The organism is Psychrobacter sp. DD43 (assembly GCF_904846555.1).
Lineage (GTDB): Bacteria > Pseudomonadota > Gammaproteobacteria > Pseudomonadales > Moraxellaceae > Psychrobacter > Psychrobacter cryohalolentis.
Genome location: NZ_CAJHBE010000004.1, coordinates 181,245 through 206,102 on the forward strand (window position 1 = coordinate 181,245; position 24,858 = coordinate 206,102).

A 24,858-nucleotide genomic window follows, 5' to 3' on the forward strand; every position below is an offset into this window, starting at 1 on the left:
TTGCTCATAAAAACCGCAAATCTACAGTATTAAAAGGTGGTTGGTTCAACACATTATTGAAGGTGATAGTTATATGGAACATACTTTGCCAAACAACGATAAGCTAGATGCAGTCAGCTTCCGTACACCCGAGGTGGTGATGCATTCTGAACGACTCGGCGCTATGCACCAAACGCGTATTAGCTTCGTCCGTACGTTATTGCGCAAAATCGACAAAGAGCATTGGACATTAAGCAAGCATCTGTGGGATTTAGATAACGACGGCTATGGACAGGTCATCTATCGTTTGCAAACCCCTGAGCACGTTTATCATCTGGTGGTGTTTTGCAATCAGATTGCTGATGAAGAACGTAATGATCGCGTCATTGCGCAAAAATGGGATGTTACATTTGCCCTGGTTTACGGGGAAATAGGGGACGAGCTGCTGGCAAACCTAAAAGCCAATGTGCCATTACAAGAAGCGGGTCGTAACTCTAACATGGTGATGGTGCTGGCACGTGCCAACAAAAGCGTACGGGTCTTTGATCATATTGTCAGCTCACTTGCTGAAGGTCAGCAGCCTGATTTGGACGTACTTGCGCAAGTAGGTTATATACTGCGTACCACGGCAGTTTATGGCAATGGCAAATTTGGTATTTATGACTTTAAACCACTAGATCACAGCGAGGATTTTAATCAATCTTTTCGCGCCCAGATGTGTGCCGTGTATCTCATTCGAGAGTTTAGCCTTGACTGGGTCGATTATTTGGCTCAGAAAAAGGGTGGTGCTAAAGCAGTCAGCTTGCATCCGGAGATTAAGCAGTATCTGGGCATAGGTAATGCGACTGGTCTTGGAATGGCACCTTATCTTATTAACCATCCTTGTGTCGTTGATCAATGGCTGAGTGCGCGTGAAGGCGCGCTACAAGCAGTGTTGGTCTGTGATATTGAAGATGACAATAACAACAACAACAATAACAATAACAATAACAATAACAATAACAATAACAATACCAATAGTAAAATCCAGCAGCTTTCACATTTAATGAAGCGCGCTATCCAGCATTTCTCTGAAGTGGTCACTATCAATGAGCCGCAAATTCTACTGAATAGTACCGTCGTTGATGAGCTGAATAAGCTACAAAATAACTTTATGAGCGAGATTGAAGGATGTGTTACGTGGGCTGATTTTTTACAGCGTCAGGCGTACCTTAGTTTTGAGAGCCAAGAGGTCATTACCTCTTGTCTGATGGAGCTGTATCCTGAGCTTGTTGATGCGTTTGCAGGGCAAGCCAATGCTGATGAAACCATGTCGCTGCCCGGTGGCAAAGTCGTACAAGATTTGATTGACGTATTAGAAGCGCGTTATCAATGGGCGATAAGTATTGATTTTGAGGCAGAAGATAATGTCTATTGGTTCTGGTATCGCTCAGAAGATAAAGAAGAGCCAAGAATGGGTGTGCGTGGACAAGAGCGTGGCGATGATAAGGAATTCCTGTTAGATATTGGTAGGCAGGCGAACACTTTATATCTGGCATTACAACAAGCGGATCCACAGCAATTGTTATCAGAATTTATCTTAAAGCAACCAAAGTATCGTTCTATTGCTCGACGCGTCTGGACAATGGGGCATAAAAAGATGGGCGATATTCAGATTAATGTGCTGCAAAAAACGGCATTACCAATGCATTTGTTACGCTGTAAATTGTCTATGTTTGGCGCGACTAAGTTCGATCCAAGATCAGATCGCTGGGTGCGTGTTACGCTATTCCAAGGTGCGCCTTTGTTTGCTGAAGTACACAGCAATGAGTGGCTATTTCCTTTGTTACCAAATTTATCTGTACCGAAAAGAGGGCTAACCCATGATCGTATCGCATAACGAAATAGTGACCATGGTGAATAAAGCTTTTTTGGGCATGCAACGTGAAGTAGGCGAAGCTGACCTTATTGCTTCCATGGTAGCTGAGCTACAGATGGCTGGTCTAAATGGTATTTTGCATTTCAATAATGCCAGTCCTTTTATTTTGTCTGAACGTGATGTTGCGATTGATATCATCTATCAAGGCGAGGGTGAAGTCAGATTAGACTTGCATGGGAGCAGTCTGGTCTGTCATTTACCGGCAGTGATGGATTATGTGATTGAAAAGATGGGCAGTCGAAATCATTTTAAAGTGTATTTGCAAAATTGTCATAACCGCTGGCTGGCTTATAGTGAGCTTGCAAAACTGGCGGCAAAAGGCATTGCTTGTTTGGCGAAGTGGGACAATGGTAGCGCACCCAAGCATACGATATTTACTTTAGATAAAAGATTTGTTTATCCTGATCTATATTTTTTTAATGAAGCGCAGGCAAATTATAATACCAATGACATGGTCATTGAGCTATCAACAACCAACTTTGATATTGAACAGGATATTCAGTACTTTGATCGTAAAGTATCAACAGATGAGTTGTATGCAACCCATCAAAGGGCATGGAAAGAAGGTATTTATGTTGATGATGGGCAGTGGGCAACTCTGAAAAAAAGCGCTGCAGCAATATTGGTCGAAAACAGTGAGGCATCAAGTAAAGGGGCAGGAGGTATATAGGTTATAGAGCAAGCACGCGTTGCTGCTCAAACGACCATAGATGAAATTACAACCTATAACACAATAAAAAATAGCTCCTAACTAGGAGCTATTTTTTCATCAAATAATACCATTAAATGTATGCTAATTAACGACGGTTCTGAACATATACGACTTTAGGTGCAGGTTTATGGTGTTGAGCCACAACTCTCTTATGTGCAACCTTCTTATGTGCAACTTTTTTAACCATTACTGTCTGAGGAGCTTTATGTTGCTTTGTATGGGTAACATGATGTTTTGCAACATGCGGCGCGGGTGCAGCACTTGCTTGACCAATCATAGCAAAACAAACGGTAGCAGCTACAATAGCGCTTATCATTGTGTTTTTCATTATCATTTCCTTCCAAATTCGTATTCAAACATGAATTATTGATTAAGAAGCAAGACTTACCATCAAACAAAATGTCTTGATGAAGCCTTACTCTGTCGACAAAGGAAATGATAAAGGATTATGACGTTGCGTAGCTTTATGAAACTTGACGAAAGGTTACGACTGTTACTAACTGCTCCAATCTTCTTTAGAGATACGACATTCTTGTATTTTGACTGGTACTGATAAAGCTAACTAGGTGATTGTAATGTTCTTGTTGACACTGGCAGTACGGTTATTATGGTTGAGCACGATATGCAGGTTGCCATAAGTAGCGAGTGGATTATTGATATCAGTCAGGGCGCTGGTGATGAAGGTGGAAAAATTGTAGCGCAAGGATCACCTGAACAAGTAGCGCAGTCGGAAATTAATCGAACTGCGCCCATTATGGGTTCGTAGTTCAAATTACCAAAATCTCATGGTCCCGAAAAACACAACAGCAATAACTGAATGTAGTTAACAGTTAACATTTAATCTATAGACTAGTTACAAGACCTAATCTAATATTTTATTATCCTTTGCCAGCGAGAAGCCAGCATGTCTAATTTAATGTTAACGATTAATCAGCAGGATTATGATTTTGATAATCTTGACCCGCGAACGACATTGCTGGATGTATGTCGTCACCATCTACATATCACAGGACCAAAAAAAGGCTGTGATCATGGGCAATGCGGCGCTTGTACTATGATTATTAATGGGCGACGAATCAATTCTTGTTTGACATTAGCGGTCATGCACGATGGTGATGAGATTACCACCATTGAAGGTATCGGACTACCTGAATCGCTATCAGAATTGCAACAGGCTTTTAAAGACCATGATGCCTTTCAATGTGGCTATTGCACGCCGGGACAAATTTGTTCTGCAACGGCATTGATAGAGGAAATCAAACAACAGTGGCCAAGTCATGTGACTACTGATCTGCAAAATCCTAATGGACTGCTAGTACAAGAAATTGCTGAGCGCATGAGTGGCAATATCTGTCGCTGTTCAGCCTATCCTAATATTATCAGAGCCATCTCACAGGTACTTGAAAAGCAAGTATCAAACTCTTCTTCAGTGACCGACGATGCGCCTAATAATAGCCCAGCTGATGTAGCTATTAGTGGTATTTGGTCGCCGCCGCCTAGCGAGGCACAAATTGGCGGTCATTCAATGGTAAAGCAAACTGCTAATGTTCCCAATGCTGCCAGTGCTAAGGGAGAACGTTCATGAAACGCTTTGAATATATCCGTGCCCTTGAACCGCAACAAGCCGTGATGTTTGCCACGCCTGAGGATGCATCTTTTATTGCCGGTGGCACCAATTTACTAGATTTAATGAAGATTGAGATTGAGACTCCTCAAAAATTGGTTGATATTACGCGCTTGGAGCTGCAACAAATAGAGACTACCGCTGATGGTGGATTACGCATCGGCACGCTGGTGACGAACAGTGATTTAGCGGCGTATCCCACTGTGATTGCAAACTATCCTGTACTCTCTCGAGCAATTTTAGCCGGAGCGACAGGTCAATTGCGCAACAGAGCCACTACAGGCGGCAACCTATTACAACGCACCCGTTGTTACTACTTTTATCAGCCCGATAGTCCTTGTAATAAACGCAATCCTGGTTCTGGTTGTCCCGCTATTAAAGGTGAAAATCGTCCGCTTGCTGTCTTAGGAACAAGTGATGATTGTATTGCTCAGCACCCATCAGATATGGCGGTAGCGATGCGCTTACTCGATGCCACTATTGAGACGCTCAAAGCAGACGGCACCTCGCGCCAGATTCCGATTAAAGACTTCTATTGCTTGCCAAAAGACACGCCAAATATCGAAACTGTCTTAGAGACAGGGGAGCTGATTACTCATATTGTTCTCCCAGCTCCAGTGAAAGGCATGCACACTTATGACAAAGTTCGTGATCGCGCCTCTTACGCCTTTGCTTTAGTGTCATGCGCGGCAGTAATCAATATTAATAATCAAAAAAAATTAGAAACGGTACGTTTGGCATTTGGTGGTATCGGCACTAAACCTTGGCGTAATGAAGCGGTTGAAGCATTACTCATAGGTACAGACGGTAATGTCGACATTATTTCGCAAGCGGCAGATTTACTATTAAAAGATGCCAAGGGTAATGGTCAGAACGACTTTAAGATACCGCTGACGCGTCGCTTGTTAAAGCAAGTTATTGAGCGCGCACTAACGGGTAAGGGAGCATAATCATGTCACTATTGGACGCAGTACTGCCATCAGAACCCACAAAAAAACTGACCATGGATAACCCAGTTGATACTCTTTTTGATAAAACTGCCAGTCAATTGGTTGGTAAACCTATCAACCGTGTAGACGGTTCCTTGAAAGTCAGTGGACAAGCGACTTATAGCGCAGAATTTTATATTGAAGGACAGGTTTACGGCGTCTTAGTTGGTGCGACCATTGCTAAAGGCAAGGTGAAGCACATCGATAGCCATGCAGTGGAGGCGATTCCAGGTATTATTAAAGTGGTTACTGATCCCGAGCATTTTTTGCGTAACGCTCAGCAAGGCGGGGAGAAAAAAGCACCCACTCAAGGCGTCGTTGAGATTTTTTACCATGGTCAGCCCATAGCTGCCGTAATCGCTGAAACCTTTGAAGCGGCTACTGAAGGCGCAAAAGCCCTCAAGGTGACTTATGAAGATGAAACAGCAAATGCTGTGATAGATTTCAGCTCAGCATTGGGAAATGCGCATTCGGTTGATGAAAAAAAAGGCTCGGACAAGAATTATAAGCAGGGCTACCCAGAGCAAGGACTTAAAGAGTCTGAGGTTTCGTTTGATCAGATTTATCATACGCCAAGCCAGAGTAGTTCGCCCATGGAGCCACATGCTACATTGGCTTATTGGGAGGATGAAAAGTTAGTCTTGTATACGGCCAATCAGATGTTGTCCTCTTGCAAACAACAAGTGGCGGATGCCTTAAATTTGGATCCAGATAATGTGCAACTGATTGCTCATTACGTTGGTGGCGGTTTTGGCAGTAAACTTGGTATTGCACCTGAATCGATTGCCGCGGCCATTTCTGCAAAAGAGCTTAAGCGTCCGGTATTGATTGTGATGACTCGCCCGCAAGTCATGGAAACCACCATAAGGCGCTCAGATACGCGTCAACGGATTGGCATCGGCTGTAATAAAAACGGTATTATTAATACTTTTATCCATAATACCATCACTAGTAACTTACCCGGTGAGAGCTTCTTTGAGCCTGCAGCGCTGTCTACTCACTATCTATACCGTGGTGAAAATCGTCAGGTCGACTATCAGATGGTTGATGTCAATAAAGTATTATCAGGTTCAATGCGCGCCCCTGGGGAAGCGGTGGGGTTAATTGCTGTTGAATGTGCAATGGACGAGTTGGCCATTCAATTAGATATGGATCCTATAGAGCTACGCCGCCGTAATGAGCCTCATCAGGATCCTAGTAAAGAAATACCTTTTTCAACTCGGCAGCTGATCGCCTGTATGGAAAAAGGGGCTGAGCAGTTTGGTTGGGAGAAACGCAATAAGATGCCCGCCAAGTGCTTAGAAGGAGACTGGTGGTTGGGTATCGGTATGGCTGCCGCTGCCCGTGGTAATCAGTTAAAGCTTTCTGAAGCAAGAGCAACCCTACAAATCGATGACTCAAAAATGCTTGGGATTAAAGCCATTATTGAAACAGATATGACCGATATTGGTACGGGCTCTTATACCGTATTTACCCAAATTGCTGCTGATCTACTTGGTCTACCGGTTGACCATATTGAGATGAAACTTGGCGATACTAGTATGCCGCCAGCCGTTGGTTCAGGCGGTAGCATGGGTGCGGCAAGCTCAGGTAGCAGTATTTATCTGGCGTGTCAGCAATTGCGTGAAATGCTGGCAGACAAAGTTGGACTATACTCCGACACTATCCAGCTAAATGACGGTCAGATCAGCGAAATAGGAGAGCATGAAGTTACAGTAACAGAGACTATCATTGAATCTGGTAAGGATGTCGCCACTGAACTTGTAGAGAAGTTAGCAGAAAAAACGAGCGTGCCTCTCCCTGAATCTGTATTGGAACGCTTGCCGGAGAAGCAGGAGGCTAAACAAAGTAGATATGATTTTAGTGGCCATAATAGTTATTCACTAGCCGATATTATCGCGCAATATGACGACCAAAAGTTAAGTGCTAAAGGCAAGATTAAACCGGGTAAAAATGAAAAAACCCATCGCCAATCTTCATTCGGTGCCAATTTTGCAGAAGTCGCTGTGCACCGAGTGACGGGTGAGATTCGAGTCAAGCGTATGACGGGCGTATTTGCCTCAGGGCGTATCCTCAATCAAAAAACCGCTACTTCACAGTGTTATGGTGGTATGGTTTTTGGTATAGGTTCAGCTTTGATGGAAGAGGTTATCCATGATAAACATGACGGGCGCTTGTGTAATCATGACCTCTCTGAATACCATATTCCTGTTAATGCTGACGTACCGCAACTGGATGTTATTTTGCTAGAAGAAGATGATCGTTATACCAACCCAATGCATATCAAAGGGATTGGCGAAACAGCAATTTCAGGCGCTGCAGCAGCGATTGCAAATGCTATCTATAATGCGGTCGGTATCCGGGTTCGAGACTTCCCCATTACTCTAGATAAGCTTATTGACCAACTGCCAGATTGATTCTTATCAAATACTGTTTTGCTTAAAAAAATCCGATTAAACAGCGGGTTTTTTTAGCTTATTCTCTAAGCTTATTGATAAGTCTATAAGGAACGTTATGAATCAAGCTGCTGATATCCTTGACCTTGCTGAGCAAGCAACACAACAAAACATCGATGCTGTATTAGCCACCGTGGTTCGTACAGAAGGCTCGGCGTACCGTCAGCCGGGTGCGATGATGCTTATCTGCGCCGATGGACGTTCGGTTGGGATGATTAGCGGCGGCTGCCTTGAGCCGCATATTATCAAACGTGCCTTTTGGCTGACTCGAAACGGTGCGAATATACAAGTTTACCAGACAGGTGATGATATTGGATATCATAAAAATGGTGACTCTGATTTGTCTATTGTAGACGATGATAGTGCTAGCATTAAAGATGCAGATATGTCTGAAGACGATTTTTTATACGGCGAGCTCAATTTTGGCTTGGGTTGTAATGGACGAATACATGTCTTATTTGAGCGTTTATCGACAGCGATATCATTACTTGATCTCATCCGTCAGGTTCGTCATACTCAACAGCCAGCAACCATTGCTACGCTTATTAGGTTGGATAGTGCAAAGATTAAAGGAATGGGGATGCAATTTGGTAGCCGCATTTATTTAGATACGTATTTAAAGACAGGAAGTCTGACCGATTTATATTTGAACCGCAACATGATAAGCGATTCGAATACGTTTATAGATGATATGTTGTTAAATGCCATTCAAAAACTATCAAAGCATAAGTTTCATAAAAAAAATGCTGAATACATTAAGTTAACGAGCGACCTAGAGCTACAAGCCACAGGTGATCGGCAACATGAGAGTGAGTGGTTATTGCAGCAGATTTACCCACAGACACGATTAGTGATTTGCGGGGCAGGTAACGATGTTCTACCGCTGGTGACAATGGCAAAGCTACAAGATTGGTATGTCACCGTCATAGACAGTCGACCCCAATATGCAACACGTCTGCGCTTTAGCCAAGCAGACTCAGTACTGTGCGTGGCTTTGGATGATAGTGAAACATTGCTCAATCTCAGTGCTGGCGCCGCCGTTGCTGTGATGTCTCATAGTCTGGCCCAAGACCGCGCCCGACTAGCCGTACTACTAGAGCATTCTGCTCAATATCGTTATCTTGGACAACTGGGACCTCGCTATCGTACTGAGCGTTTAATCAAAGAAATTAGTGAGACAAGTGCTAACCCACATATTTTAGCGGATGGTATTCGTAAACTGCATTATCCTATTGGTTATAAGTTGGGTGGGGATGGACCTGAAGCATTGGCACTCAGTATCATGGCACAAATGAGCGCGGTGATTCATGGACACGCGCCGCAAGCATTACTGCCAAATAGCCAATATACTATTCAAACCTCAGAGCAATCAGTCTTCAATAATTATAAAAATGATTACGCCCATGACTAGCGATGTTGATACTAATCATTCTATTTTACCAACCAAAAATCCATTGCCCAGCAGTACAGAAAATGATGAAAAAGACCACGCTGTTATTATCTTGGCAAGTGGTCTGAGCGAGCGTCTTGGTCAATCTAAGCAACTGCTCAGCAAGCATTGCGAACCTCTCATCTGTTATATGACTAAAATAGCATTAGCCACAAAGCCTCTTGCCGTTATTGTTATCATTCCTCAAGATCAACCAGCAATCACCAATGCGATTAATGGGTTGGTCCGTCAAAATCCAATAATCTATACCGTGATTAATTTAATACCTAAAACGGGTATGGCGCATAGCTTGTCTCTTGGTATTGAAGCTCTGACTAACTTGAAAGTCTCGTTGATTAATCGAGTGTTAATCATGGGGGTAGATCAAGTATTATTAGATAGTGAGCATTTGAAAAAATTATTAGCGTTCAAAAGCACAGTGGTCGCTAGTCGTTATCAATGTGTAGATAAAGCGTATTCTACTGATACAAGTAAAAATAATATCACCGGTCTTCCGATAGTCATTAATGTTGAGCGTCTCAAACAGTGGCAACCAGCACTGATAGGGGATAAAGGTTTGCGCTATTTGATTAGAGCCTTACCGCCCAATCAGTTAAGTACGGTCATAAACCATCAACTTAGCTATGATATCGATACGCCCAAACAGCTTTTTTATGCCAGACAACAGCATTGGCTTGATGTTTAGTCATTTATAAAAAATGGGTAGTTATAAGCACAGGAGCATATAGTTTGAGGGTTGCGATGAAAGAAAATGATAAGAGTAGCGTAGAATCAAGGGACGAACTGATTAAAAAATATGGGGCTGTAGTTTGGGATTATTCGAATTACGCTCAAAAATCAAGTTGCATGCTTTGGGTAAGTATGAGGATCTATCATTAAATAATCTCAAGTTAATTACAAATTGTTTAATGCTATTGGAAGATTTTACTTATCAAAACAGCTTAGAGGATAAAGAGAAAGTAGCCTATTACAAAAGCTGAAAGTTACAAATGAGCGCACTACGCGAAAAGCTAAGCGCCATTGAATTACATACAATGTATAGCGACCTGCTATAAATGGCAACCGTGTTTAATGAGTTACAGAACTCACGTCAAACAGCACACTCTGGTCACTAGATTTTTACTGGAGCTATGGCACACTTCTTATTAGATTTAGTTGCTTAATAGTGGCCTTCCTATAAATCCATATTTAAAACGCCAGTAACTTTTAGCAGCTAAATTATTTCAAACTTAGGTGGTGTTAGAGCGAAAAATGTTCTCATATTAAAAGGGAATAAACGTGACTTCAGGAAGAAATCCCAGCATAAATAGGCGACCTATCTATATTCTACCAAAAAACTTTGCTGACTATTTATGCCCTCAGCAAAATTATTATTTGTTTCTAGATATAGATGGTACGTTAGCTGATTTCACACTGAATCCAAAAGACAGCGTTATCCCAACATCAACCTTGATTCTTCTACAAAAAATACAAAGCCATGGTGTAAAACTTGCTGTCGTAACAGGACGCAGTTTGGCTGAAGCAAGGCAAATGCTGTCTCCTTTAACATTACCGATTGCCGCAACGCATGGACTAGAAATAGCGTTTGATGATATCAGTGATCATAATGAGACACATGTTGTATCTGTTGACATCATGGAACTTGCTGTAATAAGAAAGTCTATTATCCAATCTTGCATTCCCTTTGATGACTTCACCGTAGAAGATAAACCCTATTCTGTCGCCCTCCATTTCCGAAAGAACCCTGTTTTGGCTGATGCGGCTTATACCATCATGGTAAAAGCCTTAAAAACTCATGCTAACTGGACATTGAAATCCGGTAAATGTGTTTGGGAGGTAGTGCCAAAAGGAGTGGATAAAGGTAGCGCAATTCTGACTTTATTAAAAAGAATGCAGAGTAGTAATAGTATTTTACCTATTTTTATCGGTGATGATATTACGGATGAAGCAGGGTTTATCGCTGTACAAGGTGAAAATCAAATAATAGTCAGTCAACCACAGCCATTAAAAGGAATGGGGATTAAGGTTGGTAGTGAGGCTACGCATGCCAATTACTATGTACGTAATACTCATGAGGTCACCATGTTACTGAATAGCTTTTTAGGCTTTTGCCAAGAGCATTCAATGCTAGCAAAAGAAACAGTGAGGCACGTGATATGAGCCGCTTAATCGTCTTGTCTAATCGGGTTAAAATGCCTGATAAAAATCCAATGGCAGGCGGACTGGCGATAGCACTGCAAGACGTATTGATGGAAAAATCAGTCGTTTGGATGGGCTGGAATGGTGAAATCGTTAATAGATTTGATGATGATTTCTCTAATGAATTTAGTATTACCAAACAAGCCGTCTTATCAGGCATAGATATATCACAGGGTAAGACCTCTATTACTTATATGACCACTGCTTTTACGACTAAGCAATATCAGCAGTTTTACTGTGGATTTGCCAATAATGTATTGTGGCCATTATTGCACGAGCGACCTGATTTAATTCATGAAACACCAGAGGATTACGCAGGCTATCAAGAGGTAAACCGTCTTTTTGCTAAGCAATTAAAGAAGATTATTAAGCCTGATGATGTGATTTGGGTTCATGATTATCACTTTTTAAGTGTGGCATATCATTGTAGGCAGTTGGGTATTCACAATCGTATCGGATTTTTTTTACACATCCCATTTGTCTCATTGCCATTTTGGCAATCGCTTGATAAAAGCGATGAGCTCATTAGGCAGCTTGCTCATTATGACGTAATTGGTACACAAACTCATCAAGGTAGAGCCAACTGTCTTGCGGTTTGCAGATATTATTTAACAGATAAGATTTTAGCAGTATGTTCTTCAGAGCTCTCACCAATAAATGTTTTACACGACAAACATGCTGCTAGTCTATATAAATCATCTGATGTGCAGTTACTGCTCAATTTAGATTTAAAATCCCAGCATTCTTTAGTGGTTAAGGCTTATCCAATCGGTGTGAATGTGGAGAGAATCCAACAACAGGTCAGTCACTTGTCTTCGCATTGCTCAGTACAATACGTCAAAGCCCATCAGAACAAAAAAAGCATAAAGTCTAACGCCCAGCAGATTATTGCAGTAGATAGAATTGATTACTCAAAAGGTTTGTTAAGGCGTTTTTCGGCATATCACAATTTTTTACATCAAAATCCGTCTTATCAGAATCAACTGAAATTATTACAAATCGCCTGTCCTAGTCGCTTAGATGTGCCTGCTTATCAACAACTTCATCATGATGTTAAAACTGCTGTTAATGATATTAATCAGCAGTTTTTGCCTAGTAAATATACAAAAGATGCTTCTACAGATACTTGGCAAGCTATCAACTATGACGAAAGCGTAATAAGCCACGAGACACTAATGACGATGTTTTGGCAGAGTGATATCGGCTGGGTCAATTCGCTTAAAGATGGTATGAATCTGGTTGCCAAAGAGTATATTGCCGCTCAAAATCCTGATAATCCTGGCGTGCTATTGCTCTCACGTTACGCTGGGGCAGCGGCGCAAATGCAAGCCGCAGTCATTATCGACCCACATCAACCAAAAAGTATGACAGACGGTTTAGGGATTGCTTTGACAATGCCATTAGGTGAGCGGCAGTCACGCTATCAATCGCTACTGCAAGGACTGCAAAAAGATAACTTGCAAGCTTGGCAGCAGAGTTTTTTAGATGATCTGTATGATGTTAAAAGGCGACAAACAGATATTTTGAAACCTGCCACAGTCCAAATGTCTGACTCATAAGAACGATTAGGAGACCCTTATGCTACCGTTAGATGCAACAAATCCTTTATTGTCAGAGATTAAAGCCAGTATAGACAATATCATACGTACTGATAATCAAACCATTAGGACGCTTGGCTTAACTGATGCATTACGTCATGACATTCTAAAAGCCTTAATCACCTATAGCGAGAAAGTCCCGCATCCGGCAAGTGGTGCTACCAATGTAAATGGTGGAATATCAAGTACATTGATCCGTTGGCAAATTTTGGCTTATGTAGCAGGTGTTGATTTAACGATTGCAAAATGGTTTGAGTCGCACTTGGATGCGCTAAGTATTTTACATGAGGTGGGCTATGCTAAAGCTGATCAAGGGTTGTGGGCTGTTTGGGCAGCAGAGGGTCATTCCGATCCTATTCATTATCAGCAGGGTAAAATCAGCGGTACAAAAGAGTGGTGTTCTGGCGCTAACATTGTTGATCGCGCGCTAATGACCTATCGTGATAAGAACGGTCAATCGCAATTACTTATTGTAGATATGCAGCAAACTGGCATTGAGATTGATAACGAGGGATGGCGGGCGATAGGGATGCAAGGCACTGATACAGCAACTTTACAGTTTTGTAAGGTGACAGCCTGTCAAGTTGGGACAGCCAATGCTTATCTAGAACGTGTGGGATTTTGGCATGGAGCGGCAGGTGTTGCTGCTTGCTGGTACGGGGCAAGCGCTTACCTAGCAGACTACTTAATCAGTGCCTATGAGCAGAAACCAAACAATTATAAAGCCATGTATTTGGGTCAAATTAGTACGGCATTGGCAGTCACTCAGCAGTATTTTTATTATGTTGCTGATTTAATAGATAGCCAGCCACAGCTGAGTCATGAACTTGCCATACGCCAGCTAAGATTACAAGTTGAGAAAGTTGCTCGCCAAGTAATGGAGGTTGTCGGGCAGGCATTGGGAGCAGCACCATTTTGTCGCAATGCCCATTTTGCAAGATTGTCAACAGATTTGCCCGTGTTTACCCGCCAAAGTCATGGCGCTTTTGACTTACAGAAAATCGGCGAATTAACTGGTATTTTAGCCAATGACTTAACTGATGGGCAGGACAATATATGGCAACTGTAATATCTAATAAGGCTGTAGAACCTGCCACCAAAGATAATGCTGCTACCCATGTTGCTTTTCCTGAAGGCAACCATCCGATTGTAGGTGACCGTGTTATTGAAGGTGATGGCACCAGTCAAGATGCCTGGAAAAACTGGTCAGGCCTGCAAGACATGCCTCGATTTGATATTGCAAAAAGCTTTGCCCCGCATCAGCGTGTCTGTATCTTCGCCCCGCATCCTGATGATGAAGTGCTAGGCTGTGGCGGTCTGTTGCAACAACTGGCGGCGAATGGCAATCCTATCGTTCTTATTCACGTGACTAATGGCACACAAAGTCATCCAAACTCGCACGTTTATTCTCAAGAAAAGCTTAATATCATCCGTCCACAAGAAAGTATTAGAGCGCTAGAAGTATTGAGTGTGGCCCATCAAGTTATGACTATTGCTTTAGACTTAACAGATGGCAATGTCTTTGCCCAACAAGATCAGTTTCACCAGAAACTATCCACCATTATTCAACCTAACGATATTTTAATAACGCCTTTTATGCACGACGGGCATCCTGACCATGAAGCAACTGGACAAGTGGTGGTCTCATTTGCCAAGCAGCATCATTTAGTCTGTTATCAAGTGTTGATTTGGGCATGGCATTGGGCAAAACCTGCGGATAGCCGTATTCCTTGGCACTGTGCCATGAGAGTTGACTTAACCACTGAGCAGCTACAGCGTAAAATAGAGGCCATTGCCTGCTTTGAAAGTCAAATCACTGCTGATGACAGCACGGGCAATCCGCCTATTTTATCCGCGCAAACGATCGCTAGAATCAGCCAACCTTGGGAGGTTTATTTATATGAATCACACCTCTGAACCTAAGCCATTAATGAATGCCGATAACTTAGTCGACAGTTTAGATTATGCTAAAACTGTCTTAGACGATAATTCTGCTACTAAGTGCCAATCACCTGCTTATTCAGAATCGTATTTTGACGCATTATATAATGACAACACAGACCCATGGCAGTATCAAACTCGCTGGTATGAAAAACGAAAACGTGATATTTGTCTAGCGATACTACCCCAATCTCAATATAACAATGCCATTGAACTGGGCTGCGGAAACGGCGTGCTTAGTGAGTTATTATCTCAACGTTGTCGGGCATTAGTGAGTATCGATGGTAATGAACGGGCAGTGCAACTTGCCAAAGAGCGCTTGGCAGAATTGTCTCATGTTAAGGTCATTCAAGGTGTAGTTCCTAATAGATTATTAAATTTAAGAGAGGCAATTATAGAGGCTTCTCCTTTATCAAACGATACACCTACTATAGAGCCAGCCTTTGATTTAATTGTCATTAGTGAGATTTTATATTATTTATCACCCAATGATATTGACACGGTGATCGCTTGGACTCAGCAAAACCTTGCTATAGGCGGTACATTGCTATGCTGTCATTGGCGCTATGCTATTGATGGCTTTGCTATGACAGGTGAAACTGTACATCAGCGCCTGCACCATGCCTTTAATTTTGCAAATAATGAGAAGCATCAGGTTGCATTCAATCATCAAAGCCAAGTGATAGACAATGATTTCTTATTAGATATTTGGCAACGTTCTCCAAGCTCGGTAGCCATGCAAGAAAACTTGATATAACAGGGTATAAGTTTTAAAAAACTGAGTAGAGAGGTGAATAGGCTATGAAAATTGGCATTGTGATTCCCGCTCATAATGAGGCAATGACCATCGCTAAATGCTTGGCATCAGTACGGACCGCTATCGAGCAATTGCCCTCAACGATTAAAGCGTATCCGCTAGTGGTGTTGGATAGCTGTACTGATAATACGCAGTCCATCGTCAAAGCCGCTGGCATTGATTACTTATGCTGTGACTATCAATGTGTGGGAAGGGTGAGAGATATTGGTATTCGTCATGCGATCACAAATGGTGGCACATGGATTGCCTGTACAGACGCTGACTCTGTGGTAACTATGGATTGGTTGGCACAGCAGATTGAACATATTAGCCACCAGCCGACAGATATGATTTGCGGCGTAGTGCAAGTTGACAGTTGGTCACGGTTAACACCGCAAACTCGAAAGGATTATATCGCTCATTACCAAGATAAAATGGGACACCATCATATTCATGGAGCAAATTTAAGTTTTAGTAGTGAGGCTTATCTGGCTGTTGGCGGCTTTGCATCTATACCTTGTCATGAGGATGTGGACTTGGTTAGTAGATTTGAAGCTCAAAGCTATGGCATCACTTGGAGCAATCGTGTCCGTGTAATGACCAGTAGCCGACTACAGGCTCGAGCAACTGAAGGTTTTGCAGCATTTCTAACCCGTTTAGAACAAAACAATCTACATTAAGATATGCAATATGAGACTGTACTGTAGTGGTCAGGTGTCCTAAATTAGTTGACCACTACAGTTGATCTACCAATACCAAGTGAGTTTGCTACATCGGGTATTTTACGTTGGTGATCAACCACTAAGCTGATAGCTTCAAGTTTGAATTCTTGGATATATTGGTCGCGTTTATTGGTTATGCTATTTTCCTTCTTTGGGTTCATCTAACCTCTTAGAAGCGGTCCAGTTTTATTATGCCACTACATCAAACCATTGATACCCTTAGCCTATAGCCTAAGATTCAAGTCCTCACTAGGGAATTGAACATTAGGCTGCGCTGAACATATTTTTCTGAGTATAGTTATATTACAAACTCGAAAGCAGAACACTGGTTTCGCTATTAAGAATGCCATCAATCTCTCTGACTTGACGCAGCACTTCATCAAATTCTCTCAAGCTTGTGGTGTGTATTTCTGCTACCAAATCCCACGCTCCATTGGTCGTATGTAGCTTAATCAGTTGCGGTATACCTCGTAACTTCCTAATCACTTGTGACGTAGATTTTCCGGTCACTTCAATCATCATCATCGCTTTGACGGTTTCTTTATCTAGTGCCTCATGCACTCGAATCGTAAATCCTAAAATAGCGCCGTTATGCATCAGTCTATCCAATCTGTTTTGGATAGTGGCACGAGAGACTTTGAGTTTTTTGGCAAGGTTTGAGATGGTTGCTCGACCATCTTGTCGAAGTTCAGATATCAGTTCGCTATCTAAAGAATCATAAGTGTAATACGCCATAAAAATGCTTCCTTCATTGAATTTTGACATTATGCTAAGTAGTACTTAACAATATGTCAAAAATACGTCCATATTTAATAACTTATTGACATTTTAACTGACAATTATAGTTGGTAGGATATTAATTGTCGGTTCAACAAACAACATTCATGAAAAGGAACAGCATTAATGTCTAAATTTATCGTATCACCCAAGGAAGGCGTGCCATTCGTTAGTGTACAAGCGATGGCTAAAATGATTCATGATTATGGTGTTGAGCAATGTATTACAGATCTAGTAGATGCCTTAGAACAAGATTTTCTTCGTTGGGATCAATTTGAAAAATCTTCTCGCTTTGCTTCACATTCCAAAAACGGTGTCATCGAGTTGATGCCAGTCAGCGATGGAGAGATGTTTGCCTGCAAATATGTCAATGGTCATCCAATCAATACCAAACGAAACTTGCAGACCGTGGCGGCGATGGGTATCTTGTCTGACGTCGAAACTGGCTATCCTATTTTGCTGACAGAGATGTGTATCCTGACGGCATTACGTACGGCTGCCACATCAGCCATGCTGGCCAAACATTGCGCGCCAAAAGGCGTTACAAAACTGGCGTTAATAGGAAACGGCGCTCAGTCTGAATTTCAAGCCTTGGGTATGAAAGCCATCATGGGTATCTTAGAAGTTCGTTTGTATGATATTGATCCAGCAGCATCGCAGAAAACGGCTGATAATCTTGCAGACTCAGGTCTGAAGGTTATTGTTTGTCGTACGTTAGAGGAAGCTGTTTTAGGTGCAGAGATTATTACTACCTGTACGGCTGATAAAACCAATGCCACTATTTTACGAGACGATATAATCACAAAAGGTGTTTATATTAATGCGATAGGCGGTGATTGTCCTGGTAAGACAGAGCTGGATAAAAATATATTAATGCGAGCAGATCATGTGATTGTGGAGTTTGAGCCTCAGACACGCATTGAGGGGGAAATCCAAAATCTATCAAGCGACTTCCCTGTTACTGAGTTTCATCGCATCCTCAAAGGTGAAGTGCAAGCTCGAACGTCAGATGATGATCTAGTCGTGTTCGATGGCGTTGGGTTTGCATCAGAAGACTTTACAGCGTTAGTGTTTTTACGCGACTTGATCAGAGAGCAGGGAGGATATGAGATTTTAGATCTAATCCCGCAACAAGCTGATCCTAAAAATCTATATTCGGTAGTGAAAAATCATAGCAAAGATCTTAGCACAGAGACAAATGAAGCTGAATCTGTGGCTATGTCGTAAGTGATTAATACAATCGCTATTGATACAACGGTAATTAATACTACAAAACGATAAGTACTTTTTATCTTGTATAACGTTTAAAATCAACGTTTTTTTTGAATTTTATTTATATTTAGTATGGCTCTTGAATAGTTGTGGATGTGTTTTTTATTTAAATATACCTGCTAATTTTCAAGAGCTTTAATATATAAAAATAAATTTAATGTAAATGATATAAAAAATTATTTTATTTAATAGAGACAAAATCATGACTGATATGATGAAAAATATAAGAATAGTAGAAGTTTATTCAGATATTGCAGGATATAAAAAAGGCGCCTCTCTAGGCATTGATGCATTAAAAGCGTCATCAAAAGAGCTTAATGCAGATTATTTTGAAAAATTGCAATTCGACAGTATTGAAGATGATAGTAACAGTGAGGGGGAATCACAATTTGCGCATGCAAAATATGCTGATGTGATTGAACCGATTATCTCTAAGTTAGCACATAAAATAAAAGATATAAGAAATGAGAATAAATTCCCAATTGTCTTAGCCGGAGATCATTCTAGCTGCGCAGGAACGATGCATGGCCTAAAAATGGCGCATCCTGATGCTGAAATTGGTGTGGTCTATATAGACGCACACGCTGATTTTCATTCACCATATACCAGTGGATCAGGAAACATGCATGGCATGCCTTTAGCGATGGCGTGTGCCATTGACAATCTGGAATGTCAGCGTAACGAACTCTCTGAAAAAGAAACAGAGTATTGGGAAAAATTGAAATTTATGGCATCAAGCGAACCATCAATCAAGCCAGAAAATGTGGTTTTTTGTGCCGTTAGAGATTATCAAGAAGAAGAAATGGATTTAATTAGAAGGCATAAAATTCCTTTATATAGTGTTGCTGAAATCACTCAAAAAGGCATCAGTTCCACAGTAGAGGAAATCTTCAAAAAATTAGAATATTGTGATCACATTTATGTCTCATTTGATGTTGATAGCGTTGACCCTTTGTATGTGCCAGGAACCGGTACGCCTGCAATGAATGGTCTGTCGTATGAACAAGCCATGCAACTTAACATAGAGTTAATCAAGAATAAGAAAGTATGCTGTTGGGAAATGGCAGAAATAAATCCTTTGTATAACAATTCAAAAGATGACTCAACCAGAATATTTAAGATTTTAGAAAAAGTTACACAGTCTCTTTTAAAGAATTACTAATATTAAATATTTAAAATAAGTTAAAGCATCTAGCCTAAATATATTTATTTAAAATATTTTTTAGGCTAGTTAAAAAATGGACTGCGAGTAACAATAATATGGATATTATTAAATCTAGTTCTTCAAGTCAAGATGTTAGCAATATCAGTATCAGACAGTTTTTAAAATTCTTTATACCCTCTATAATAGGTCTGTTGCTCTTCGTATTTCCAATTCCCTATGTAGATGGTAAGTTTGTATCATATGCAGAAGGATTTACCATTCCTATCTCTGTGCTAAAGGATTATATACAAGGTTACATGGGTGACCTTTTGCCACTGTTTGTTGTAATCTCCATTATGATTACATTATGTTGTACTTTATACACTAAAATCATGAAGCCTTCATTTATTCTAAATAATGCATTTTTAAATAATTTACTGAACGTGACGACCCCTTGGCTTGTTATTAGAATGCTTGGTGCGTTTTTTGTTGTCGTTACTTATTTTAAATATGGTTACGAATTTATATATTCAGATAATATTGGTGGGTTAATATTATATGAATTAATGCCAATACTTTTCATCGTATTTTTCTTAGCTGGATTATTGCTACCATTATTACTTGATTTTGGCTTATTAGAGTTTTTTGGTGTCTTATTAAGTAAAGTAATGAGACCTCTATTTGGTTTACCCGGTAGGTCCTCTGTAGATTGTCTAACATCATGGTTGGGTGATGGCACTATTGGCGTATTATTAACTGATAAACAACTGGAAGGCGGATTTTATACTAAAAAAGAAGCGGCAGTTATTGCGACAAGCTTTTCAGCAGTCTCGATTACATTCTGTTTGGTCGTCATCTCTCAAGTTAAGCTAGAAAGCTACTTTCTCAATATGATTGGGGTGGTTGCCTTATGCGGTATTGTTTGTGCCTTAATCGTACCAAGGTTATTTCCCTTATCTAAAATTGACGATACGTATGTAGTAGAAAATAGTGATAGAGATCATGAAACCATTCCTGAAGGAAAAACGTTATTTACCCATAGTTTACATAAAGCCGTTCACAAAGCAGAAAAGAGTCCAAGCTTTTTTACTTTCTTGAACGATGGGTTAAAAAATATTTTGGATATGTGGATCGGCATATTACCTGTCGTTATGGCAATCGGGACGATGGGCTTAATCGTTGCAGAAGAGACACCCGTATTTGATTATTTAGGTATGCCGTTTATTCCATTCTTAGAATTAATGAACATACCCTTTGCAGCAGAAATGTCAAAAACCATTATGGTGGGTTTTGCAGATATGTTTTTGCCTGCTATTATCGGTTCTTCAATAGAATCAGAGTTAACTCGATTTGTCATCGCTTGTTTGTCAGTTTCTCAATTGATCTATATGTCGGAAGTAGGTGGGTTGATTTTAGGAACCAAAATTCCAGTAAGCTTTTTTCAGTTATTAATAATTTTTCTATTAAGAACCATTATTTCATTACCAATTATTGCATTATGTGCGCATATGATTTTTTAAATGGGATTTTCTGAAAACTGGATGCATTACGTCTGAACAAAAAAAATCAGCAGCAAAAACCACCTATCAAGGCGGTTTTTTGCTATTAACATCAAGCTACTCACAAGATTGTCGTTTTGTAAAGCCAGTTGACCAACTACAACTGCATAAGTTTGGTCGCTATTATCCGCGCCAAGACACCGATTTGACCCATAGAGCAGCCTGTAATGTATAAGACGCTATATGGCAAAATAACTTGGACAGCTTTAGCATTATCAGCACAAAAAGAATGGGCAACCATAGGCGCAAGGATGCGGGCGCTAAGAACATCAATATTACCTCACAGACGAGTATCAAGAAAAAACAGTTTAGGGAGGTTGGAGATATGAATGAGGATAAAACAGTTTTAGAAATTATGAGCCGAAATAAGAATACTATAGAGGCTAGCCTGGCTTTCCATAATAATGTTGAAAAAATGAAAAAAGAATTTGTCGGAAAGCTTAAATTAGATTTATACCTAAATGCTAAAAGCTATCCTCAAAAAATTATTCTAAGAAATATGAAAGTAGATAATAAGTATGAAAAATTTAGCTTCGGAAGTATAGAAAATATTGGAATTATTTGTTTTGAATTTCAAGATTATTATAATAAACCAAGCTTGGGCGTAAGATTTTTAGGAAAATTCAGACATTCTGAATTTGCAAGTGAACATAAAAGTAAAATAAACAGATTGCTAAACGAGAATATTAAAAATAAGCAGTTTGAAAGTTCTAGCTGGTGGCCAGCTAAGGACAAGTTTGAGCCTTTCGATTGGAGAAGCTCTAGTAAGCCGTGGCAAATGATGAAAGATGACACGATGGCTATAAAGATTCTAGATGAGGTTTTAGAAATCTATAAAGTATTAATTGGAAATGGTTATGAAATTACATAAGGGAATACCATGACATGGCTCGTGAACCGCACTTCTTGCCATAAGAAATGTTATGGCAAATAACTTTGAATAGAAGAAGTCGGTTTACACTGGTTTCATTGAGGTATACTTGTCTAAAATAAGACAAACGTACCTTTTCGAGATTATTACATGAAATCTGATCCAGCCTTTTTATTGATAGGGGCATTGGCAAAACAAGCCAATACGACTAAAGATACTATTCGCCATTACGATGAATTGGGATTGCTGAGATCTCGTAAGCGTCAGGCAGGGTCACGATTATATACAGAGTTTCATCCTGAATGTATTGAGCGTATTGAAATAATTAAAAATATAAAAGCTGTCGGTTTTAGTCTCAATGAAATTAAGAATGGTCTTAATGATTATTACGATGGCAATTTCAGTATCGATAAACGAATGCTTGCCGTTTCTGAAAAGCTTGCTCAAGCGAAAAGCGAACAAGCGGCTCTTACTAATGTCATTAATCAGCTTACTACTCGTTATAGGGTATTAGAAGAAATGAAATCAAATAATAATACGCTTCTTTCTAAGGAGGAATGGCAAAAACGAATAGCGGAGCTACTGCCAAATGATACGCCGTCTTAATTCAAGTTTGCCGAACTTCACAAACTTGAAGACTGACTGTTTTTTTCGTGAATACCTGCAGATGTATGTCAAACCTATAGAAACTAATTAAGTGAAGCAGTTGCTTAGCTAAAAGAGACAGCGACTGCGCTACATAAGTAATGTGTCACTTTCAACGTATAGCGCTTCCGTTATAGAATGCATGAAATATCATATTTTTAGTGGGCTATAAATATTGTCGAATAGTTATAGTGAGTTCAGTATTAAAGCGATACAGTAGGACTGGGATGAATTTTACGCAGCCTCTGTCAGCGTAGTCACAGCACGCCAGAAAAATTTATACCAGTACTGCGTTGGAACATAACGTATCTGTTTTATTTGGAATTGACTATACATTGATTATAAATAAGGAAATTAAGATGCAAGTAAAATTAGGTTTGTTAGTAGCTACCGTGTTGGCGTCAGGATCATGCTTTGCTGCTGATGCTTATAAAGTTTCTACCTCTGTATTTAAAGATGGTGAGTTAATTGCTTCACCTGTCATGCTTGTAAATGCTGAAGAGATGGCATCGATCGCTGTTGACACTGAGTTTCAGTATAACCTGACAGTAAAGCCCTATAATAAACATACGGCTAAAGTCGTTACAGCTCTTAAAGTTGGTGATGATGTTGCGGAACATGAAACGACCGTCGCCTATGATAAGGAAGCTACAGTTGATAATGGCAAAGACAAACTTACTTTATTGGTTCGTAAAATTACCAGTTGAAGATTATGGCATTCACAGCTATGAAGTCTATATATAAAAAGAGTAAAACCTCTGATCAGTATCCATTCAATTCACCAATTAATTGAATGGATACTCTTGGTTTATAGCGATTAGATTCAGACAATAGGCAAAATATCTACCCGACTATAATTTCTGCTGAACCGAGTCGATATCTGCGTAGACTTATGTGGTGCTATCCTTATTACGCTGCATAATCTGATACGGTTCAAACTTATCTTGATACTCCATACTGGGGCTACCGACAGGCATACCCGTTACAACAAGACTCATTGCTTGTACGGGTGGATTTTCTGAAAACTGTGCCATATATTATGTCACTACACTTTGTACTGAAAGATTTTTTAGTGCTTTTTGGTATCGCCGACAATCTTATCCATCAAAGCAAACAACAAGCCAGATAATACAAACGTCATATGGATAATCACTTTCCACATCAATACATCAGCATCAGCATCGCTCATCTCTTTGGGTATATCCATAAATGATTTGAGAAGATCAATGGCAGAAATGGCAACGATGGCACCGATTACTTTAAGTTTCAGACCAGAGAAATCAATTTTTCCCATCCATTCAGGACGATCTTCATGATCACCTGTATCAATTTTTGAGACAAAGATCTCATAGCCACTAAATATGATGATGAGTAATAAGCTTGCGACCAGTGACATGTCAATAAGAGCCAACGTGCCGACGATGACATCGGCTTCAGAAGCAGTAAACACATGGGTAATCATGTGCCATAGTTCTTGGAAAAACTTGATAAATAGTAAAACAATACCGATCACTAGCCCCAAATAAAATGGGGCTAGTAGCCAACGACTATTAAATATGGTTTTCTCTAATGTTTGTTCAGCTTTCTTTAGCATGTATATCTCTTGTTTTTGGGAATATGCGTTATAAAGTAAGATGCTTATCTTAGGCAATAGAAAGTGATCCGTGACAGAAGACAGGTCATACCAATCGCTTGATATAACCTGTCATGACTACGATTTTCTACCAAAGCGCTTTTTCTTAATTTGAACTTAGCGTTTAAACTTAAGACAAAATCAACACTAAGTAATCGCCTTTGCTTGTTGCTTGCGATGCTTAAGTGAAGCAAGCAATGCCCAACCAATAAAGGCAATGCCAATCAAACCAGTAATAATCTCTGGTACATGGAATTTCACTGATAGCAGCATAATAATTGCCAAAGCACCAATGGCATAATGCGCACCATGTTCTAGATAGATGAACTCATCAAGTGTGCCTTTGTCTACCAAGAAAATAGTCATCGAACGCACAAACATAGCACCAATCGCCAGACCTAACATAATCACAATAACGTCATTGGTGATTGCAAATGCGCCAATCACACCATCGAAACTGAATGAAGCATCAAGAACTTCTAAGTATAAGAAACCAATAATACCGCCCTTCATAATCGCGCTGGTCGCTGCGGCACCTGAACCCTTCTCTTCATTTTCTAAGTCTTCCTCAAG

At 40.3% G+C, this 24,858-nt stretch carries 26 protein-coding genes and 1 pseudogene; 21 read left to right on the plus strand and 6 right to left on the minus strand.

All coding sequences use genetic code 11. The features are described from left to right. Positions 1-73: 73 nt before the first annotated feature. Together JMX89_RS03655 and JMX89_RS03660 are read left to right on the plus strand one after the other, a co-directional pair. A complete protein-coding gene (locus JMX89_RS03655; protein ID WP_201550877.1) occupies positions 74-1,858 on the plus strand; it encodes a hypothetical protein in 1,785 nt (594 codons plus the stop codon). Next, entirely contained in the window at positions 1,842-2,567 is a 726-nt protein-coding gene (locus tag JMX89_RS03660; protein ID WP_201532231.1) for a DUF3726 domain-containing protein, read from the plus strand. The genes JMX89_RS03655 and JMX89_RS03660 overlap by 17 nt, the downstream gene beginning before the upstream one ends. 127 nt (positions 2,568-2,694) lie before the next feature. On the opposite strand, the gene JMX89_RS03665 is transcribed toward JMX89_RS03660, so the two are convergent. Beyond that, positions 2,695-2,937: a hypothetical protein gene (locus tag JMX89_RS03665; protein WP_201532232.1), complete on the minus strand. Its 243-nt coding sequence runs from the start codon at positions 2,935-2,937 to the stop codon at positions 2,695-2,697. A 294-nt stretch (positions 2,938-3,231) separates the two neighbouring features. Here JMX89_RS03665 and JMX89_RS03670 point away from each other — a divergent pair, with 294 nt between their 5' ends. From JMX89_RS03670 to JMX89_RS03725, 12 genes are all read left to right on the plus strand, one after another. Next, on the plus strand, positions 3,232-3,375 hold the full coding sequence (locus JMX89_RS03670) for a hypothetical protein (protein WP_201532233.1): 144 nt from the start codon (positions 3,232-3,234) through the stop codon (positions 3,373-3,375). A gap of 138 nt (positions 3,376-3,513) precedes the next feature. Continuing rightward, entirely contained in the window at positions 3,514-4,194 is a 681-nt protein-coding gene (locus JMX89_RS03675; RefSeq protein WP_181209843.1) for a 2Fe-2S iron-sulfur cluster-binding protein, read from the plus strand. Further along, on the plus strand, positions 4,191-5,183 hold the full coding sequence (locus tag JMX89_RS03680; RefSeq protein WP_181209844.1) for an FAD binding domain-containing protein: 993 nt from the start codon (positions 4,191-4,193) through the stop codon (positions 5,181-5,183). Before JMX89_RS03675 ends, JMX89_RS03680 begins: the two co-directional genes overlap by 4 nt. Positions 5,184-5,185: 2 nt before the next feature. Continuing rightward, on the plus strand, positions 5,186-7,639 hold the full coding sequence (locus JMX89_RS03685) for a xanthine dehydrogenase family protein molybdopterin-binding subunit (protein ID WP_201532234.1): 2,454 nt from the start codon (positions 5,186-5,188) through the stop codon (positions 7,637-7,639). Positions 7,640-7,736: 97 nt separating this feature from the next. Next, complete coding sequence (locus tag JMX89_RS03690) at positions 7,737-9,089, plus strand: XdhC family protein (protein WP_201532235.1); 1,353 nt, start codon at positions 7,737-7,739, stop codon at positions 9,087-9,089. Beyond that, positions 9,082-9,813: a nucleotidyltransferase family protein gene (locus JMX89_RS03695; protein WP_201532236.1), complete on the plus strand. Its 732-nt coding sequence runs from the start codon at positions 9,082-9,084 to the stop codon at positions 9,811-9,813. The genes JMX89_RS03690 and JMX89_RS03695 overlap by 8 nt, the downstream gene beginning before the upstream one ends. Positions 9,814-10,502: 689 nt before the next feature. After that, the gene (gene otsB, locus JMX89_RS03700) at positions 10,503-11,288 is read left to right on the plus strand and encodes a trehalose-phosphatase (protein WP_265088674.1); all 786 of its coding nucleotides are present in this window, start codon (positions 10,503-10,505) and stop codon (positions 11,286-11,288) included. Then, complete coding sequence (locus tag JMX89_RS03705; protein ID WP_201532238.1) at positions 11,285-12,886, plus strand: trehalose-6-phosphate synthase; 1,602 nt, start codon at positions 11,285-11,287, stop codon at positions 12,884-12,886. The genes otsB and JMX89_RS03705 overlap by 4 nt, the downstream gene beginning before the upstream one ends. A 19-nt stretch (positions 12,887-12,905) precedes the next feature. Continuing rightward, a complete protein-coding gene (locus JMX89_RS03710; RefSeq protein WP_201532239.1) occupies positions 12,906-13,994 on the plus strand; it encodes an acyl-CoA dehydrogenase in 1,089 nt (362 codons plus the stop codon). Further along, the gene (locus tag JMX89_RS03715; protein ID WP_227672993.1) at positions 13,982-14,842 is read left to right on the plus strand and encodes a PIG-L deacetylase family protein; all 861 of its coding nucleotides are present in this window, start codon (positions 13,982-13,984) and stop codon (positions 14,840-14,842) included. The genes JMX89_RS03710 and JMX89_RS03715 overlap by 13 nt, the downstream gene beginning before the upstream one ends. Beyond that, on the plus strand, positions 14,826-15,623 hold the full coding sequence (locus JMX89_RS03720) for a class I SAM-dependent DNA methyltransferase (protein WP_201550879.1): 798 nt from the start codon (positions 14,826-14,828) through the stop codon (positions 15,621-15,623). The genes JMX89_RS03715 and JMX89_RS03720 overlap by 17 nt, the downstream gene beginning before the upstream one ends. 44 nt (positions 15,624-15,667) lie before the next feature. Continuing rightward, on the plus strand, positions 15,668-16,342 hold the full coding sequence (locus JMX89_RS03725) for a glycosyltransferase (RefSeq protein ID WP_201550881.1): 675 nt from the start codon (positions 15,668-15,670) through the stop codon (positions 16,340-16,342). Positions 16,343-16,386: 44 nt separating this feature from the next. Here JMX89_RS03725 and JMX89_RS03730 read toward each other — a convergent pair whose 3' ends face one another. Then, positions 16,387-16,545 (minus strand): hypothetical protein, encoded by a 159-nt coding sequence (locus JMX89_RS03730; RefSeq protein WP_201532242.1) that lies wholly within the window; start codon positions 16,543-16,545, stop codon positions 16,387-16,389. Positions 16,546-16,687: 142 nt separating this feature from the next. After that, positions 16,688-17,119 carry an Lrp/AsnC family transcriptional regulator gene (locus JMX89_RS03735; RefSeq protein WP_020443938.1) on the minus strand — a complete coding sequence of 144 codons (432 nt, stop codon included), beginning with the start codon at positions 17,117-17,119 and terminating at the stop codon, positions 16,688-16,690. Between the two features lie 168 nt (positions 17,120-17,287). Here JMX89_RS03735 and JMX89_RS03740 point away from each other — a divergent pair, with 168 nt between their 5' ends. The 7 genes from JMX89_RS03740 (at position 17,288) to JMX89_RS03765 (ending at position 23,359) form a co-directional block, all read left to right on the plus strand. Continuing rightward, positions 17,288-18,388 carry an ornithine cyclodeaminase gene (locus JMX89_RS03740; protein WP_201532243.1) on the plus strand — a complete coding sequence of 367 codons (1,101 nt, stop codon included), beginning with the start codon at positions 17,288-17,290 and terminating at the stop codon, positions 18,386-18,388. Positions 18,389-18,635: 247 nt separating this feature from the next. Continuing rightward, positions 18,636-19,595, plus strand: coding sequence for an arginase (locus tag JMX89_RS03745; protein WP_201550883.1), 960 nt, complete (start codon positions 18,636-18,638; stop codon positions 19,593-19,595). A gap of 98 nt (positions 19,596-19,693) precedes the next feature. Beyond that, positions 19,694-21,097, plus strand: a complete 1,404-nt coding sequence (locus JMX89_RS03750; protein WP_201550885.1) for a YjiH family protein — start codon at positions 19,694-19,696, stop codon at positions 21,095-21,097. A gap of 79 nt (positions 21,098-21,176) precedes the next feature. Further along, positions 21,177-21,311, plus strand: coding sequence for a hypothetical protein (locus JMX89_RS12885; protein ID WP_265088675.1), 135 nt, complete (start codon positions 21,177-21,179; stop codon positions 21,309-21,311). Positions 21,312-21,461: 150 nt separating this feature from the next. Continuing rightward, complete coding sequence (locus JMX89_RS03755; RefSeq protein ID WP_201532245.1) at positions 21,462-22,007, plus strand: hypothetical protein; 546 nt, start codon at positions 21,462-21,464, stop codon at positions 22,005-22,007. Positions 22,008-22,157: 150 nt separating this feature from the next. Then, positions 22,158-22,613, plus strand: coding sequence for a MerR family transcriptional regulator (locus JMX89_RS03760; protein WP_201532246.1), 456 nt, complete (start codon positions 22,158-22,160; stop codon positions 22,611-22,613). 398 nt (positions 22,614-23,011) lie between these two features. Continuing rightward, positions 23,012-23,359, plus strand: coding sequence for a hypothetical protein (locus tag JMX89_RS03765; protein ID WP_227672994.1), 348 nt, complete (start codon positions 23,012-23,014; stop codon positions 23,357-23,359). Positions 23,360-23,542: 183 nt separating this feature from the next. On the opposite strand, the pseudogene JMX89_RS03770 reads toward JMX89_RS03765, so the two are convergent. The 3 genes and pseudogenes from JMX89_RS03770 to JMX89_RS03780 form a co-directional block, all read right to left on the minus strand. Next, positions 23,543-23,689: pseudogene (locus JMX89_RS03770) on the minus strand (DUF411 domain-containing protein); the annotation flags it as partial. 32 nt (positions 23,690-23,721) lie between these two features. After that, complete coding sequence (locus tag JMX89_RS03775; RefSeq protein ID WP_133105000.1) at positions 23,722-24,246, minus strand: TIGR00645 family protein; 525 nt, start codon at positions 24,244-24,246, stop codon at positions 23,722-23,724. Positions 24,247-24,432: 186 nt separating this feature from the next. Then, a partial coding sequence (locus tag JMX89_RS03780) for a DUF475 domain-containing protein (RefSeq protein WP_201550889.1) occupies positions 24,433-24,858 on the minus strand: 426 nt, incomplete at its 5' end.

What these genes read in the sequence shown, in the direction of transcription:
- JMX89_RS03655 (WP_201550877.1), top strand. Translation starts at nt 74, where the DNA reads ATGGAACATACTTTGCCAAACAACGATAAGCTAGATGCAGTCAGCTTC.
- JMX89_RS03660 (WP_201532231.1), top strand. Translation starts at nt 1,842, where the DNA reads ATGATCGTATCGCATAACGAAATAGTGACCATGGTGAATAAAGCTTTT.
- JMX89_RS03665 (WP_201532232.1), bottom strand. Translation starts at nt 2,937, where the DNA reads ATGAAAAACACAATGATAAGCGCTATTGTAGCTGCTACCGTTTGTTTT.
- JMX89_RS03670 (WP_201532233.1), top strand. Translation starts at nt 3,232, where the DNA reads ATGCAGGTTGCCATAAGTAGCGAGTGGATTATTGATATCAGTCAGGGC.
- JMX89_RS03675 (WP_181209843.1), top strand. Translation starts at nt 3,514, where the DNA reads ATGTCTAATTTAATGTTAACGATTAATCAGCAGGATTATGATTTTGAT.
- JMX89_RS03680 (WP_181209844.1), top strand. Translation starts at nt 4,191, where the DNA reads ATGAAACGCTTTGAATATATCCGTGCCCTTGAACCGCAACAAGCCGTG.
- JMX89_RS03685 (WP_201532234.1), top strand. Translation starts at nt 5,186, where the DNA reads ATGTCACTATTGGACGCAGTACTGCCATCAGAACCCACAAAAAAACTG.
- JMX89_RS03690 (WP_201532235.1), top strand. Translation starts at nt 7,737, where the DNA reads ATGAATCAAGCTGCTGATATCCTTGACCTTGCTGAGCAAGCAACACAA.
- JMX89_RS03695 (WP_201532236.1), top strand. Translation starts at nt 9,082, where the DNA reads ATGACTAGCGATGTTGATACTAATCATTCTATTTTACCAACCAAAAAT.
- JMX89_RS03705 (WP_201532238.1), top strand. Translation starts at nt 11,285, where the DNA reads ATGAGCCGCTTAATCGTCTTGTCTAATCGGGTTAAAATGCCTGATAAA.
- JMX89_RS03710 (WP_201532239.1), top strand. Translation starts at nt 12,906, where the DNA reads ATGCTACCGTTAGATGCAACAAATCCTTTATTGTCAGAGATTAAAGCC.
- JMX89_RS03715 (WP_227672993.1), top strand. Translation starts at nt 13,982, where the DNA reads ATGGCAACTGTAATATCTAATAAGGCTGTAGAACCTGCCACCAAAGAT.
- JMX89_RS03720 (WP_201550879.1), top strand. Translation starts at nt 14,826, where the DNA reads ATGAATCACACCTCTGAACCTAAGCCATTAATGAATGCCGATAACTTA.
- JMX89_RS03725 (WP_201550881.1), top strand. Translation starts at nt 15,668, where the DNA reads ATGAAAATTGGCATTGTGATTCCCGCTCATAATGAGGCAATGACCATC.
- JMX89_RS03730 (WP_201532242.1), bottom strand. Translation starts at nt 16,545, where the DNA reads ATGAACCCAAAGAAGGAAAATAGCATAACCAATAAACGCGACCAATAT.
- JMX89_RS03735 (WP_020443938.1), bottom strand. Translation starts at nt 17,119, where the DNA reads ATGGCGTATTACACTTATGATTCTTTAGATAGCGAACTGATATCTGAA.
- JMX89_RS03740 (WP_201532243.1), top strand. Translation starts at nt 17,288, where the DNA reads ATGTCTAAATTTATCGTATCACCCAAGGAAGGCGTGCCATTCGTTAGT.
- JMX89_RS03745 (WP_201550883.1), top strand. Translation starts at nt 18,636, where the DNA reads ATGACTGATATGATGAAAAATATAAGAATAGTAGAAGTTTATTCAGAT.
- JMX89_RS03750 (WP_201550885.1), top strand. Translation starts at nt 19,694, where the DNA reads ATGGATATTATTAAATCTAGTTCTTCAAGTCAAGATGTTAGCAATATC.
- JMX89_RS03755 (WP_201532245.1), top strand. Translation starts at nt 21,462, where the DNA reads ATGAATGAGGATAAAACAGTTTTAGAAATTATGAGCCGAAATAAGAAT.
- JMX89_RS03760 (WP_201532246.1), top strand. Translation starts at nt 22,158, where the DNA reads ATGAAATCTGATCCAGCCTTTTTATTGATAGGGGCATTGGCAAAACAA.
- JMX89_RS03765 (WP_227672994.1), top strand. Translation starts at nt 23,012, where the DNA reads ATGCAAGTAAAATTAGGTTTGTTAGTAGCTACCGTGTTGGCGTCAGGA.
- JMX89_RS03775 (WP_133105000.1), bottom strand. Translation starts at nt 24,246, where the DNA reads ATGCTAAAGAAAGCTGAACAAACATTAGAGAAAACCATATTTAATAGT.